The organism is Chitinibacter fontanus (genome assembly GCF_013423785.1).
In the GTDB taxonomy this organism is placed as follows: Bacteria; Pseudomonadota; Gammaproteobacteria; order Burkholderiales; family Chitinibacteraceae; genus Chitinibacter; species Chitinibacter fontanus.
Genome location: NZ_CP058952.1, coordinates 2835976 through 2849712, shown reverse-complemented (window position 1 = coordinate 2849712; position 13737 = coordinate 2835976). Strand labels below are relative to the sequence as shown.

Genomic DNA, 13737 nt, shown 5'->3' with positions numbered 1-13737 from the left:
AGCCTGATTAAATAGACTCTAGCAGCATATACCCCACGTTAAAATCTTTCACCCCGCAACTAAAAAGCCACACGGATTAGTAATAAACTCGTCAACAAGCGTTTGCACTGACAAAAATACTGCGGCATAGTACGCCAAAGCTGACAACTTACCCACCATCAACTGACACGGAGAAATCCATGCGCAAATTGTCTGCACTACTACTTGCCTCTGCTATCGCAGCCAGTAGCCTCACCCCTGCATTTGCCCGCAATGAAGGCTCAGAAATTCTCCAAAGTGGCCTCGCGTCAATTATGCTATCTCCGCTGCTCTCGTTAGAAGGCAAACCAATCGAAGCATCAGGCGCACTCGGCGCTGGCAGCGCACTCACAGTCGTTGGCGTGAGCACAGTCACCACAGAAGCTATCGTCTTTACCGTAGAAAAAGCCAGCGACGGCAGCCGCTACATGATCAAACTAAGCGGCAAGGCAGCGCAAGAATTGGGACTGGCAATCGGTAGCTCGATCAAGGCTATCTCGGAAACGACCGGCTACGCACTAATAGCCTCAGGTAAATTGGTCGCGTTTATCCCCAATGAAATTGGTAATGCATTACTCGGCCAGAGCAAATTAAGTGCCAAATAAGGAGTAACAATGCGTCAAATCACACGTAGCTTCTGCCTAGCGCTAGCGTTAATTGCCAGCAGCAGCGCTTGGGCTGGCCGCACTTGCGAAGACAAAGCGCCCGATCCTGAAGTGTTTCGCAAAGCCATGGCGGCGGGTTATGCCAATATGCAGCAGCTAGACACCATCAAACCCAAAGTCGCGCTGATCGCACGCGTAGGGCAAGACTTATCGGAATACAAACTACGTTATTCGCACCTAGGCTACGTGTGGCAAGACCCGAGCCAAAATCAGCAATGGCGGGTGGTGCATTTACTGAATGAATGTGGTACCGCCAACTCTGACTTGTGGCGCGAAGGCTTAGCCAATTTCTTTATGGATGACCCATTTACCTACGATTCGCTGATTATCGTGCCGTCGAGCGCAGTGCAAGAGCGGCTGTATACGTTGCTACAAAATCGCAGTCAGCTCGAACAAATGCACGGCAGCTCCTACAATATGGTCGCCTACCCGTTTTCAACGCTACACCAAAACTCGAACCAGTGGGCGCTAGAAACGCTCGCGCGAGCCATGAGCAAAGACATTGAATTGCGCAACCGCGAACAAGCACAACAATGGCTCAAACTGGCGGGTTTTGACGGCACCGAACTCAAAATCAACACCTTCAAACGCTTGGGTGGCCGCATGTTCCGCGCCAATATTGCCTTTGACGATCACCCCACCGATCAGCGCATGGCAGGCAAAATCAAGACGATTACCGTCGACTCCATCGTCAACTTTATTACGCAAAATAACCCTGGGGCGCGGTATTATCCAGTCGATGCCAAACCCTTGCCTAAGCTGAATTGAGCCAATAAGGAGCACAGTGGCAATGAAACTCACCTTACTAATCTGCGCGCTTGGCACGGGCATCAGCCTAAATACTTGGGCTGAAATCCCCACCCACTGCACAGGCAATGAGTATGCAATTGTTAACGCATGGATGGGAAAAACCGTTGCCACCGAATCCGGCTACAAAAACACCCGGCAAGGCAAATTGCTCTCGCTATGCGCCGACCAGCCGCGCGAGCCATTTGGCCGAGTCAGTTACCGCTACGGCCTCCCTGGTCAAGTAGAAATGAACATCGACGCCACGAGCAAAGAGCCTTTTACCATCGCCAATTTCAGCACCAGCCCACACACAGGCATGGACGTGGTTGGCATTTATCGGGGCGAATTTAGCTACTATGTCGGCATCAACGGCGGCCAAGCCAGCGGCATTGAGCTAATGGTATTTAAGGGCGCGAAAAAAATCGTTGATCACTTTTCCGGCAATCAGGAAGGTGAGGATTTTCAACTTGGCGCGGCCGAGATTAATTTAAGCGGGAATAAAGCCCGCTCGGCAGTATTGAAAATGGGGAAATTGAAGCATTCGCTGTTTTAAGCAGCGAAGCTTATATATTTACAAGGCCTGTTAGCGCAGGCGGTGAACCAGCGTTCGAGCGCCAGACAAACAAGTCAGGTTTTATGCGGCTACGCCGTGACATTTGATGCGCGTTCCGCCGCGCAGGCAGGTTGAGGGCTTTGCTTCTCCAAAGCCCCCAACACCCCAAAGGAGCCCCCCCGCCTGCGGCCCTCCGGGCTTCCCTCAGTCGGTCGCGAGCCAAACGATAAGGCCATTTGTCTCACTCCACTCCCTCGGCGATGGGCGACAGGGGATTTCAAGCCCTAGCCCACAGAGAGCGAATAGAACAAGCATGGGTATATAGCCAAAGACCATATATAAATTAATCTACAGAGCAACACCTAGGCATGTATAGGCAAAAATCGTTGGGCGCATGGGATCCCCTGCATCAGCGCCGAGCGAGGAACAAGCGGCAAGGGAATTCGGCGGGCTCTGTTTTGTTAAAGCCCGCCGCCTTGCCGATTGTCCGCAGTCGAGGGAACGGGCGTAGCCCGCGAAGATGCCGGGGGCTGCTTTGGGGTGCAGGGGTATTTGCAGAAGCAAATACCCCTGCCCGTCTGCGTGGCGGAACGCGCATTGAAAACATCGCGCCAACGGCGCAAAAAACCACACAAAATGTAGGGCGGGTTAGCCACAGGCGTAACCCACCAATATGGCGATAAATCCAAGACAGCTAAGCTGCGGGTCACGAACCACCCAACATGGCTTTGTGGTAAGCTTTCCTGAAATCAAATCAGTGCTTAATCAACTATTACTCAGTGCGGGTTATCACCCGACCTGAATAGCTTCAAGTGGCGAACAGAATGTCATCATTAAAAGTAAATCAAATCAGAAGTAAACTGAAAAACATGTTTGAGCCATACTTAGATTTAAAAGACATAGCCGCACATGATTCAGAAAGAGAACAAAAAATATTAAGCCGCTGCTTAGCTGCATTTGCAATCTATTTATTATCAGGGGGTTCTGAGAAAGAAGCTGCTGAATCGGTTTGGGACGGCGTAGATGACAACGGAATTGACGCAGCCTTTTTTGATCCATCAGAAAAACGTGTAATTTTTGTCCAATCTAAGTGGATAAATAAAGGTTCAGGTGAACCAGAAGCTAAGGAATTAAGTACTTTTATTAAAGGAGTTCGAGATTCTATTGAGCAAGATTCAACCAACTTTCATACACGCCTACAGGGGCGTTTCAGCGATATTGCACTGCGCATTTCCACTCCGGGCACATCAGTTGAATTAGTAGTTATTTCTACTGGGGCCAGCACACTAGCAAAACACGGCTCGGCTGTGGTTGATGACTTTATAACGGAATTGAATGGTGATGACCCAGATGCTATAGCGAGCAAAACAATTATTGGACTTACTGAGGTCTACGCAGGCTTGGCCAATGATCTTTCGCAAAGCAATGTAGAAATAGATGCGACCATATTAGACTGGTCATACATTCCTTCACCCTTTCCAGCATACTTTGGGTTAATTGATGGCCTTTCTTTAAAATCATGGTGGATCAAACATGGAAAAAGCCTTGTTTCCTCAAACATCCGACATTCACTTGGCAGCACCGAAGTAAATAATGAAATAAAAAACTCTGCGATAACAGCACCACAAAAATTCTGGTATTTCAACAATGGAATTACCTTAGTTGCAACAGAGGCAGTAAAAGCACCAGCTGGCGCAGCGTCAAGATCTGCTGGTGTATTTTCCTTTAAGGGAGCATCGATTGTAAACGGAGCACAAACCGTTAGCTCATTAGCGAAGGTTAGCGAAGATGAACAACTAGGAAAAGTTAGGGTTCCAATTCGCATCATTCTATTAAAAGATGCCCCAGAAGGCTTTGGTAGCGAAGTAACTAGAACAAACAACCTTCAAAATAGAGTTGAACCACGAGACTTTGTTGCTCAGGATCTAGAGCAAAAACGAATTCGCCAAGAAATGGCAATTGAAGGTATTGATTACCAATTCGTCCGTTCTGACGACTCAACACCCACGGCAACTGCATGTGAGCTTGTAGAAGTAACCACCGCCTTAGCATGTGCGACAGGTGAATCTAGCCATGCCGTACAAATAAAAACCGGTATTGGTAGATTCTTTGCAGACCTCAAGAAACCACCATACAAAACCCTCTTTAATCCCACTACCAGCGGTGCAAAAGCTTTCAATGCAACGGTGCTACTCCGCGAAATTGAACGTTGGATTGATAAGAAGAAAGCCAACACTTCAAAAAAGAGTGGTGCTCCTTGGGGGTACTAGTCCACGGCAATCGGATTCTTGCTGCTGTGGTCTTTAAGAAGATTGGAATTGAAAAGCTTTCACAACCGATTTCAAGTTTTGAGAACTCAATAAATGCAACCGAAATTGCTAGCATTTGTGAGGATGTTCACGCGAACATGACGAAGACAATTGAGCTTTATTACTCTGGGAAGTTCCTTGCTGTCCTTTTCAAAAACCCAACAATGAGTAAAAACATATTTGATAAGGCTGCACAGTAGGCGATAGTTCCCAACGGCACTACACCACATCAACCACCACCCTCCGGCGTATTACCGCTCCGCGCCGAATACGCCCTACCCGTCACATACCGACCAATGTATACACACCCAGAGTAATGCAATCAATAGCTACAACCCAATACCCACAACAAAAAAAGACCGCCAAAGGCGGTCTTTTTTTGTCATCTCAAACTACAAATCCAATTACTCAATCACTGGCGGATTACGCAATTTGATGTGCAATTCGCGCAATTGCTTCTCATCCACCGCATTCGGTGCATTGGTCAACAGACACTGCGCACGTTGCGTTTTCGGGAAGGCGATGACGTCGCGGATTGATTCTGCGCCGGTCATCAAGGTTACCAAGCGATCCAGACCGAAAGCCAAGCCGCCGTGTGGAGGCGCGCCGAATTTCAGGTTGTCGAGCAGGAAGCCAAATTTGTTTTGCGCTTCTTCTTCGCCAATGCCTAGCGCGTCAAATACGGTTGATTGCACGTCAGCTTGGTGGATACGCACCGAGCCGCCGCCCATTTCCCAACCGTTCAAGACCATGTCGTAAGCGCGTGCTTTGCACTCGCCTGGGCTGGTTTTGAGCAATTCGAGGTGTTCCGCTTTTGGCGAAGTGAATGGGTGGTGGCAGGCGTTCCAGCGTTTGCCGTCTTCGTCGTATTCAAACATTGGGAAGTCAACCACCCACAATGGTTTCCACGATTTAGTGAAGTAACCGCCTGCTTCGCCGCGCTCGTGACCGATCTTGATGCGCAATGCGCCGATCGCTTCGTCAACGATTTTACGTTTGTCCGCACCAAAGAAGATGATGTCGCCGTTTTGCGCGCCAGTGCGCTCGATGATGGTTTTCAGCGCTTCAACCGACAGGAATTTCACGATTGGGGCTTTCAGGCCAGAGTCTTCGCCGTTGGTGATGTTGCTAACATCTTCCACTTTGATGTAGGCCAGACCTTTCGCGCCGTAGATGCCAACGAACTTGGTGTAGTCGTCGATGTCTTTACGGCTCATGACCGCGCCACCCGGTACGCGCAGACCGACTACGCGGCCGCCGTCCATGTCGGCTGCACCACGGAAGACTTTGAATTCTTCCGTTTTCATCAAGTCGGTGAGCTCGGTGAATTTCAAGTCAACGCGCAGATCGGGTTTGTCCGAGCCGTAGTAGAACATCGCGTCATCGTAAGCCATGCGCGGGAATTCGCCCAAGTCCACATTGATCGCTTCTTTGAAGACGTGGCGCGCCATTTCTTCGGTGATGCTCATGATTTCTTCTTCGTTCAGGAACGAAGTTTCAATATCGATCTGCGTGAATTCTGGCTGGCGGTCAGCGCGCAAGTCTTCATCACGGAAACATTTGGTGATTTGGTAGTAACGATCGAAACCGGCCACCATCAACAGCTGTTTGAACAGCTGTGGCGATTGTGGCAAGGCGAAGAATTGACCGTCATGTACGCGGCTTGGCACGAGGTAATCGCGCGCGCCTTCGGGCGTAGAGCGAGTCAGCATCGGTGTTTCGATGTCGATAAAGCCTTTGGTGTCGAGGAAGTTACGCACCAGCAATGCCACTTGGTAACGCAGACGCAGATTGCGTTGCATGGTTGGGCGACGCAGGTCGATCACGCGGTTAGTCAAACGCACATTTTCAGAGAGATTTTCATCGTCGATCTGGAACGGTGGCGTTTCGGCTTTATTCAGAATGATGATGTCTTTAGCCAATACTTCGATCTGGCCAGAGATCATTTTGCTATTGGTCGTGCCTTCTGGGCGCGCACGAACGATACCTTTGATTTCTAATACGTATTCGCTGCGTGAACCATCAGCAGTCGCGAATGCGTCTGGGGTATCTGGGTCAACGACGACTTGAACGATACCTTCGCGGTCACGCAAGTCGATAAAAATTACGCCACCGTGGTCACGACGACGATGAGCCCAACCTTGCAAAGTCACAGTCTGGCCGAGGTATTGCTCGTTAATCAGACCACAGTAATTAGTACGCATTCAATTTTCCTAAATGTATCAATCTAAAATCTAATCAATCATTGCTTGCAGCCTACGCTGCAGGGCTGTTTTCGCCTACTTTGAGGCTGCTTGCATCCGGGTAAGTAATGGCCTTGGCGGTCGGCATTACTACACCCATTGAAATTACATACTTGAGCGCTTCATCCACGCTCATATCCAGCTCTTTGACGTCGCTTTTGCGCGCCATAAACAAAAAGCCCGAAGTCGGGTTAGGCGTGGTGGGCACAAACACCGAAATCAACTCACCTTCGAGCTTCTCACCAATTTCCCCACCCGGTGTGCCGGTTTGAAAACCAACCGACCATGTTCCCTGATGCGGAAATTGCACCAACACCGCCTTGCGAAACGCTTGGCCTGAATCGGAAAACAGCGTATCGGAAACCTGCTTCACCCCATTGTAAATGGAGCGAACAATCGGGATCTGATTGAGTAAGCGCTGACCTAATTGCATCAGGCGACGGCCCAGCATATTCGTGGCGACCATGCCGGTGATAAACAGCACCAACACCGTCAAAATCACCCCAAAACCGGGAATATGATGCGCCCCATCCAGCACTGGAAAGGTCGTGGCTAAACCTTTGAGCAGCCAATAATCCGGACGAACTTCGTTGGGCAAAAATGCGCCCAGTTGATCCATAGTACCGATCAGCGTACTGAGTACCCACAGCGTGATTGCCATAGGAATCCAGATCAACAGACCGGTGAGCATGTAGCGCTTAAAGAAAGAGGTCACAACATTCCACAGAGTTAATGCCCGCACAGGCAAAAAAGGCGGTTCACCGCGCCAGCGCGCGGCTAGTTACCAGTGGCGGCAGGCTTGGTTTTAAAATCGGTCTGATACCAGCCATTTCCTTTCAATTGGAAACCGGCGGCAGTGACTTGTTTTTCGTATTTTTCAGTTTTGCAGACCGGACATTGCGTTAAAGCAGCGTCGGCCATTTTTTGCATGTGTTCATCGGAATGACCACAAGCAGAGCAACGATAAGCGTAGATAGGCATAAGTACTCCTTTCCAGAACACGGCATTATAACGGAGAACGGGGCGGAGAGTGAATGCGCTTATCGTGTTGCGCGGCCCATCAATGTATTACCGCCAGAGCAATCGCAGCAAACCAGATACCGACTAGGCGTATCCCTTCTTAAGGCATACCAAATATGAACAGAAGCGATATACCCATCAGCCGCGAAACATAAAATAGACCGCCCCTACCATGCATAATGCGGCGTATACGTAATTCCATGAGAATGGCTGCTTCATATACAGCACCGCAAAGGGAATAAACACACTCAGCGTAATGACTTCTTGCATAATTTTGAGCTGTGCCAAGCTGTATACTTGATACCCGATACGATTGGCCGGCACTTGCAACATATATTCAAAAAAAGCGATCCCCCAACTCATCAAAGCCATCAGCAACCACGGTTTACTGGCGCCATTTTTCAAATGAGCATACCAAGCAAAAGTCATAAATAAATTTGAGCAGATCAATAAAAGCACACTTGAAAGCGCTGGTGGGATGTTCATAAAGGCAAACACCGGTTTTTTTGCTAGAATCTGCGCAGTTTACCGTGACCACCCCAACCCTCGGAATACCAATGTCTGCATTACGCTCGATTATTGTTGCTCTACCTCTGCTTTTTTCCATGGCGGCCTTTGCCGGCGATAGTGAAGATATTCAACAATTGATTCGCGCCAAGCAATTTCCTCAGGCGCTAGATCGCGCTGAGAAAGCGCTGGTGAAAAGCCCTAAAGATGCACAATTACGCTTTTTACGCGGCATTGCGCTGAGCGAACTAGGCCGCACGGATGATGCGATCAAGACCTTTACGCAGATTTCCGAGGACTATCCGCAACTGCCCGAGCCTTACAATAATCTAGCGGTACTGTACGCCAATAAGGGCCAATTTGATAAAGCGCGTGGCGCTTTGCAGTTAGCGATTCAGACCAATCCAAGCTACGCCATCGCACACGAGAATATGGGTGATTTGTATGCCCGTCTTGCTTCGCAAGCTTATGACAAAGCTTTGCAGCTTGAAGGTGGTAATTCTCAGGTGCAAACCAAACTGAAACTTGTTGATTCTTTGTTTAGTCAGCAAGGGATTAAAGTCGCCGCCAAACCAGCAGCGACCAATGCGACAGTGGCGGTCAACCCGAAAGGTAGTATTACGCCGCAACCTACTTTAGCGGCAGTCACCACAAAACCGGTTGTGACAACGGCACCAACAAGCAAGCCAAGCGCAGCACCAACCGCCACGAGCGTCCCCAAAGCCAGCGCGACGCCAAAACCATCGGCAACGCCAAAAGCCACTGCGACACCGAAACCAACAGCAGCGCCAGACACCAGCAAATCGGAGAGCGCAGCTCGTCAGCAAGTGGTGGCGAGTGTAGAGAACTGGGCGAGCGCTTGGAGCCGTCAGAATGTGAATGGCTATATCAATAGTTATGCCAAGAGCTTTAAAGCACCAGGCGGTCGCGCAGCATGGGAAAAAGATCGCGAAGCAAAAATCAGCGCGCCCAAATCAATTGATGTCAATGTACGTGACATTAAAGTAGAAATGATCGACGAGAAAACGGCCAAAGTGCGCCTGCGTCAGGATTATAAATCTGACCGCCTCTCAAGCAGCACCGGCAAAACGCTGATTATGGAAAAAGCAGGCAACCGCTGGCTGATTCGTGAGGAACGGATTGGTGGTTAATCATGATGTTGCTGGTCTCTTTCACCCTGTCTGCGGTTAATTGAATGCTTAGAACAACACGTCGCGCCAAGCGTGCCATTTGCTTGGTGACGCTGCTGCTGCTCGCACCAGCGGCGCGCCCTTTGATGATTGATTCGCGCAGCCCGTATTTCACCTTAAGCTCGGATGAAGCGGGCTCGGCGGCCAAAGGTACGCCGGAGGAGCGCATTTTGGCGGCGCTCGATTTTATCCGTACCGGCAATATGGCCGATGCACGCGCCACCGTCGATGCGCTACTCGAAGAAAAGCCGAATTATCGGCTGGCCTACCTATTACGCGCCGATTTATATGCCATGCGCGCTATGCCACTCAATACAATTGGCGACGGAGCTACGCAGTTAGATCTAGCGCATCAACAAATGGCCGAACGACTTGCGGATCTGCGCAAAGAGGCACTAGTGCGGATGAACTACCGCAATATGCCAACGCCGCCCGATTTACTGCCAGCTAATATTTTGCAATTTACCCCGCAGCAAAAGTATGCGATTTTGGTCGATGCAGATACTTCACGGCTGTATATTTTCGCCAATGACAATGGCGTACCCAAAATGGTGAAAGACCATTACGTCACCGTTGGCAAATTAGGCGTCGGCAAATCAGTGGAAGGCGATCAGCGCACGCCAATTGGGGTGTATTTTGTCTATAAGCACCTACCCCGGCCACAGCTGGATAAAACCTATGGCCAGCTAGCTGACCTGTACGGCGTCGGGGCATGGCCGATTTCTTATCCAAACGAATTGGATAAAAGTAATCAGAAAACCGGCTCTGGCATCTGGTTGCACGGCAGCCCTGCGGCCACTTATGCCCGTGCGCCGCAAGCCTCGAATGGCTGCGTGGTGCTGACCAACGAAGAAATGCTCGATGTGGCGCAATATCTGCAAATTGGCACCACACCGGTCATTGTTACCCCCAAGGTGGAATGGCTAACCCGCGCCCAGTGGAAAGAACGCCACAGCACTGCAGCGTCAACACTGGGGCAATGGAAAAACGCCTGGGAATCGCTCAATACCGAGCAATACCTTAATTTTTACGGTAGCCAATTTATTAGTGGTGAAGGCCAGAACATTAACGCGTGGCGCCAGCAAAAAGCCCAAGTTAATGCGGGCAAAAAATGGGCCAAGGTTGAGCTAAAAGACCTATCTATTTTTGCGGTAACGGGTGGCACGCCACAGATGGTAGCTACTTTCGAGCAGGATTATCGTAGCGATAATTTAGAAAATAAGATGCGCAAACGGCTGTACTGGCAACCCGAAAATGGGCAGTGGAAAATCCGCTGGGAAGGCAACGCCATCAACTAGGTATTGCTTGCTAACCTTTTAGATAAAACAGCTAGCAAGCAATACCCCAATAAAAAAACCCGCCGCAGCGGGTTTTTTTATTGGGGTAAACTGCAGTGTAATTACAAAGTCAAACCACCAGTCACCTCAATGGCTGCACCATTAATATAGCTGGCATCATCCGAGGCCAGGAAGGCATACACACTCGCAATTTCAGATGGCTGGGCCAGACGTTTCATCGGCACTTTTTCTTCCATGCCCTGCAATACTTTTTCTGGCATGGCTTTTACCATTGGCGTTGCAACAAAGCCTGGGCACACCGCGTTGGCACGAATGCCTTTTTTACCCAATTCTTTGGCCCAAGTTTTCACAAAACCGATCACACCAAACTTAGTGGCTGCATAGTTAGTTTGGCCAAAATTGCCATACACGCCAACAACCGATGATGCATTCAAAATCACACCATAATTTTGTGCGATCATGGTATCTACTACTGCTTTGGTGCAGTTATATACGCCTTTCAGGTTGATATCGATAACGCGATCAAATTGATCATCGGTCATTTTATACAGCTGCGCATCTTGGGTAATCCCAGCATTGTTTACCAGAATATCCACCCGACCCCATTTTTCTTTCACTGCATCGACCATCGCCACAATCGTTTCTTGCTTAGTAACATCCACCACAAAACCAACTGCCTGCGCACCGCTCGCGGTCAAGCCGGCCACTACGGCATCTACCCCAGCTTGGTTCACGTCACAGACCACTACTTTTGCACCATCCGCAGCAAAACGAATTGCTGTTGCTTCACCAATACCACTGGCCGAACCGGTAATAATTGCAACTTTATCTTTGAGTTTCATGGTTTTCCCCTAGACAAAAAATAGACCCCGCCCATTGCGCGATTACTGTCTATCAGAATAAGCGCTGTGCTGCATTGCAGCAAGGAATAAAATGCCGACAAAAATTGATTAAACGCAAAAAAGCCAATCGGGCACGTTGTACCGGATTGGCTAATGAGTATGCAGAATCTTCGTTGCGGACAGATGTCGTCTTAGCGCTCTATGCCTTTGATCAGCGAGCGACAGTCCACTACTTGCAGATCATTATCGCGGGCAAAGGTCATGATAAATTCGAATACGCGCGGATCGATTTTTTCTAATTGCTTGTCCACCGCCACGCAGCGCACATTGTTATGCACCATTGGGCGCACAAACGGCGCATAAGATAATTTTTGATCAACACCGAATGTCGACAGAATACCAGACAAACGTTCCGCCCAATCACTGGGACGAAATTCACGACCAGAACTCGTGATTCCCTGAATGATAATTTCGTATGGATTGCAGATCATAAGGGGTGCCAAGCGTAAATAAATGAACGCGGTGAGCATTTACCGTCACCAATGCGGCGATTATAGCATTGCACGATGGTTTAAGGCTCACAAATGTAACAAGGGCTGACCTAGTACAAGTCACTATTGCCAATAGCTCCAAAAATGATCAGTACTTGCCAGAAATGGGTAAAACACTGAATAATGTTCGTTTTTTCAGCCGTTTGAGCCGTCACTTGAAAACACGGCTCGGGACCCAATCCGATGCGCCATTATTTGAAGTTCAGCGATTTTACTTTAGAAGAATATCAATACCTATTCGAACGTGCGGCAAAACTCAAAGCACGCTTGCGATCTGGTCAACTGTATCAGCCTTTGCCAGGCAAAGTGCTGGGTATGATTTTCGAGAAATCGTCTACCCGAACCCGCGTTTCGTTTGAAGCAGGCATGTTCCAGCTCGGCGGCCACGCAATGTTCCTTCAATCCAAAGATACGCAATTGGGTCGTGGCGAGCCAATCGAAGACGTCGCTAAAGTGATCAGCCGTATGGTGGATATCGTGATGGTGCGCACTTACGAGCAATCGATTATTGAACGCTTCGCGGAAAATTCACTGGTTCCCGTTATCAATGGCCTAACCAATGAATACCACCCATGCCAGATCATGGCTGATATCTTCACCTATGTAGAGCGTTTTGGCTCGATTGAAGGCAAAACGGTAGCATGGATTGGCGACTCAAATAATGTGTCACGCACATGGCTACAAGCGGCCAAAACATTCAATTTCAAGCTCAACCTAGCCTGTCCACCGGGCTATGAAATGACTGTATTGGATGGTGAAACCTACTCCAGCGATAACTTTGAAACCTTCCGTGATATTTACACTGCAGCGCGCGATGCCGACATCGTCACGACCGATGTTTCGACGTCAATGGGTTACGAGCGCGAAACGTTGCAACGCAAAAAAGACTTTTTGAACTACAAAGTTTCCGAAAAAGTCATGCTACAAGCCAAAGCAGAAGCGGTATTCATGCACTGCCTGCCAGCGCACCGCGGTGAGGAAGTCGATCCAGAGGTGATTGATGGCCCGCAGTCAGTAGTCTGGGAAGAAGCCGAAAACCGCATGCACGTACAAAAAGCGGTGATTGAATTCTTGTTATTGGGTCGGATTGACGACTAATCTCGCACTAGGAAATGCATAGGCCATGTTTGGCATCACCGATATTTGGGCGTATTTACTGGGTACAGTGCTGATCATCTTAGCACCGGGTCCTAACTCGCTCTTTGCCTTGACCACAGCGGCTACGCGTGGCCGTAAGGCGGGTTTTGCGGCGGCGGCGGGTATTGTGGTGGGTGATTTCATTTTAATGTTGGCGGCCGTGTTGGGCGTCGCCTCATTAATGAAAACCCACCCAGTTGCATTTGATGCGGTTCGCTATTTAGGTGCAGGGTATTTGCTCTGGATAGGTATTAAAGCTTTGCTAGCGCGCAATACCCCCTCGACCAGCCAAACTGAACCAAGCCGTGGCAACCCAGCCCACGCTTTTCGCTCTGCCTTGGGCATCTCGTTGATTAATGTAAAAGCCATTTTGTTTTTTATGGCTTTCTTCCCGCAATTTGTTGACCCCAACTACCCGCAGGTTTGGCATAGTTTTGCTGCCTTGGGGCTGATTGTGCAACTGGTTAGCATCAGCTACCTGACAACGCTCATTTTGGCTGGCAGTGCACTGTCGCGCCGTTTAGCGGGTGTAAGCTGGTTGAAAACATTACTAAATAAACTAATTGGGACACTTTTTGTGAGTTTTGGTTTGCGCTTAGCACTGGACTAAACCAG

14 protein-coding genes are annotated in these 13737 nt (G+C 49.2%); 8 read left to right on the top strand and 6 right to left on the bottom strand.

Going from position 1 to position 13737, the window contains the following annotated elements:
- The first annotated feature begins 179 nt into the window (after window positions 1–179).
- The 4 genes from HZU75_RS13635 (at window position 180) to HZU75_RS13620 (ending at window position 4295) form a co-directional block, all read left to right on the top strand.
- Window positions 180–623, top strand: a complete 444-nt coding sequence (locus HZU75_RS13635) for a hypothetical protein (RefSeq protein WP_180306561.1) — start codon at window positions 180–182, stop codon at window positions 621–623.
- Window positions 624–632: 9 nt separating this feature from the next.
- Entirely contained in the window at window positions 633–1451 is an 819-nt protein-coding gene (locus HZU75_RS13630) for a DUF2145 domain-containing protein (protein WP_180306560.1), read from the top strand.
- A 22-nt stretch (window positions 1452–1473) separates the two neighbouring features.
- Window positions 1474–2025: a hypothetical protein gene (locus HZU75_RS13625; protein WP_180306559.1), complete on the top strand. Its 552-nt coding sequence runs from the start codon at window positions 1474–1476 to the stop codon at window positions 2023–2025.
- Window positions 2026–2849: 824 nt separating this feature from the next.
- Window positions 2850–4295, top strand: a complete 1446-nt coding sequence (locus HZU75_RS13620; RefSeq protein WP_180306558.1) for an AIPR family protein — start codon at window positions 2850–2852, stop codon at window positions 4293–4295.
- A gap of 443 nt (window positions 4296–4738) precedes the next feature.
- Here the strand turns inward: HZU75_RS13620 and aspS are convergent, their stop codons facing one another.
- The 4 genes from aspS to HZU75_RS13600 all read right to left on the bottom strand — a co-directional run bounded on the left by aspS (window position 4739) and on the right by HZU75_RS13600 (window position 8083).
- Window positions 4739–6538 carry an aspartate--tRNA ligase gene (aspS, locus tag HZU75_RS13615; protein ID WP_180306557.1) on the bottom strand — a complete coding sequence of 600 codons (1800 nt, stop codon included), beginning with the start codon at window positions 6536–6538 and terminating at the stop codon, window positions 4739–4741.
- Between the two features lie 52 nt (window positions 6539–6590).
- The gene (locus HZU75_RS13610; protein WP_228028067.1) at window positions 6591–7238 is read right to left on the bottom strand and encodes a DUF502 domain-containing protein; all 648 of its coding nucleotides are present in this window, start codon (window positions 7236–7238) and stop codon (window positions 6591–6593) included.
- 116 nt (window positions 7239–7354) lie between these two features.
- Window positions 7355–7558, bottom strand: coding sequence for an FmdB family zinc ribbon protein (locus tag HZU75_RS13605; RefSeq protein WP_180306556.1), 204 nt, complete (start codon window positions 7556–7558; stop codon window positions 7355–7357).
- Between the two features lie 177 nt (window positions 7559–7735).
- Entirely contained in the window at window positions 7736–8083 is a 348-nt protein-coding gene (locus tag HZU75_RS13600; protein WP_180306555.1) for a DMT family protein, read from the bottom strand.
- Between the two features lie 71 nt (window positions 8084–8154).
- On the opposite strand from HZU75_RS13600, the gene HZU75_RS13595 reads away from it, so the two are divergent.
- Both HZU75_RS13595 and HZU75_RS13590 read left to right on the top strand, forming a co-directional pair.
- Window positions 8155–9255 carry a L,D-transpeptidase Cds6 family protein gene (locus HZU75_RS13595; protein WP_228028066.1) on the top strand — a complete coding sequence of 367 codons (1101 nt, stop codon included), beginning with the start codon at window positions 8155–8157 and terminating at the stop codon, window positions 9253–9255.
- Window positions 9256–9299: 44 nt separating this feature from the next.
- Window positions 9300–10592, top strand: coding sequence for a L,D-transpeptidase family protein (locus HZU75_RS13590; protein WP_180306554.1), 1293 nt, complete (start codon window positions 9300–9302; stop codon window positions 10590–10592).
- Window positions 10593–10693: 101 nt separating this feature from the next.
- Here HZU75_RS13590 and fabG read toward each other — a convergent pair whose 3' ends face one another.
- Together fabG and HZU75_RS13580 are read right to left on the bottom strand one after the other, a co-directional pair.
- Entirely contained in the window at window positions 10694–11434 is a 741-nt protein-coding gene (gene fabG, locus HZU75_RS13585; protein ID WP_180306553.1) for a 3-oxoacyl-ACP reductase FabG, read from the bottom strand.
- A gap of 191 nt (window positions 11435–11625) precedes the next feature.
- Window positions 11626–11925 carry a DUF3579 domain-containing protein gene (locus HZU75_RS13580; RefSeq protein ID WP_180306552.1) on the bottom strand — a complete coding sequence of 100 codons (300 nt, stop codon included), beginning with the start codon at window positions 11923–11925 and terminating at the stop codon, window positions 11626–11628.
- A gap of 243 nt (window positions 11926–12168) precedes the next feature.
- Here HZU75_RS13580 and argF point away from each other — a divergent pair, with 243 nt between their 5' ends.
- The gene (gene argF, locus HZU75_RS13575) at window positions 12169–13083 is read left to right on the top strand and encodes an ornithine carbamoyltransferase (protein ID WP_180306551.1); all 915 of its coding nucleotides are present in this window, start codon (window positions 12169–12171) and stop codon (window positions 13081–13083) included.
- 25 nt (window positions 13084–13108) lie between these two features.
- Complete coding sequence (gene leuE / locus HZU75_RS13570) at window positions 13109–13732, top strand: leucine efflux protein LeuE (RefSeq protein WP_180306550.1); 624 nt, start codon at window positions 13109–13111, stop codon at window positions 13730–13732.
- The last annotated feature ends 5 nt before the right edge of the window (window positions 13733–13737 follow it).

Coding starts and splice junctions, on each gene's coding strand:
- HZU75_RS13635 (WP_180306561.1), top strand. CDS start 180: ATGCGCAAATTGTCTGCACTACTACTTGCCTCTGCTATCGCAGCCAGT.
- HZU75_RS13630 (WP_180306560.1), top strand. CDS start 633: ATGCGTCAAATCACACGTAGCTTCTGCCTAGCGCTAGCGTTAATTGCC.
- HZU75_RS13625 (WP_180306559.1), top strand. CDS start 1,474: ATGAAACTCACCTTACTAATCTGCGCGCTTGGCACGGGCATCAGCCTA.
- HZU75_RS13620 (WP_180306558.1), top strand. CDS start 2,850: ATGTCATCATTAAAAGTAAATCAAATCAGAAGTAAACTGAAAAACATG.
- aspS (WP_180306557.1), bottom strand. CDS start 6,538: ATGCGTACTAATTACTGTGGTCTGATTAACGAGCAATACCTCGGCCAG.
- HZU75_RS13610 (WP_228028067.1), bottom strand. CDS start 7,238: ATGGCAATCACGCTGTGGGTACTCAGTACGCTGATCGGTACTATGGAT.
- HZU75_RS13605 (WP_180306556.1), bottom strand. CDS start 7,558: ATGCCTATCTACGCTTATCGTTGCTCTGCTTGTGGTCATTCCGATGAA.
- HZU75_RS13600 (WP_180306555.1), bottom strand. CDS start 8,083: ATGAACATCCCACCAGCGCTTTCAAGTGTGCTTTTATTGATCTGCTCA.
- HZU75_RS13595 (WP_228028066.1), top strand. CDS start 8,155: ATGTCTGCATTACGCTCGATTATTGTTGCTCTACCTCTGCTTTTTTCC.
- HZU75_RS13590 (WP_180306554.1), top strand. CDS start 9,300: ATGCTTAGAACAACACGTCGCGCCAAGCGTGCCATTTGCTTGGTGACG.
- fabG (WP_180306553.1), bottom strand. CDS start 11,434: ATGAAACTCAAAGATAAAGTTGCAATTATTACCGGTTCGGCCAGTGGT.
- HZU75_RS13580 (WP_180306552.1), bottom strand. CDS start 11,925: ATGATCTGCAATCCATACGAAATTATCATTCAGGGAATCACGAGTTCT.
- argF (WP_180306551.1), top strand. CDS start 12,169: ATGCGCCATTATTTGAAGTTCAGCGATTTTACTTTAGAAGAATATCAA.
- leuE (WP_180306550.1), top strand. CDS start 13,109: ATGTTTGGCATCACCGATATTTGGGCGTATTTACTGGGTACAGTGCTG.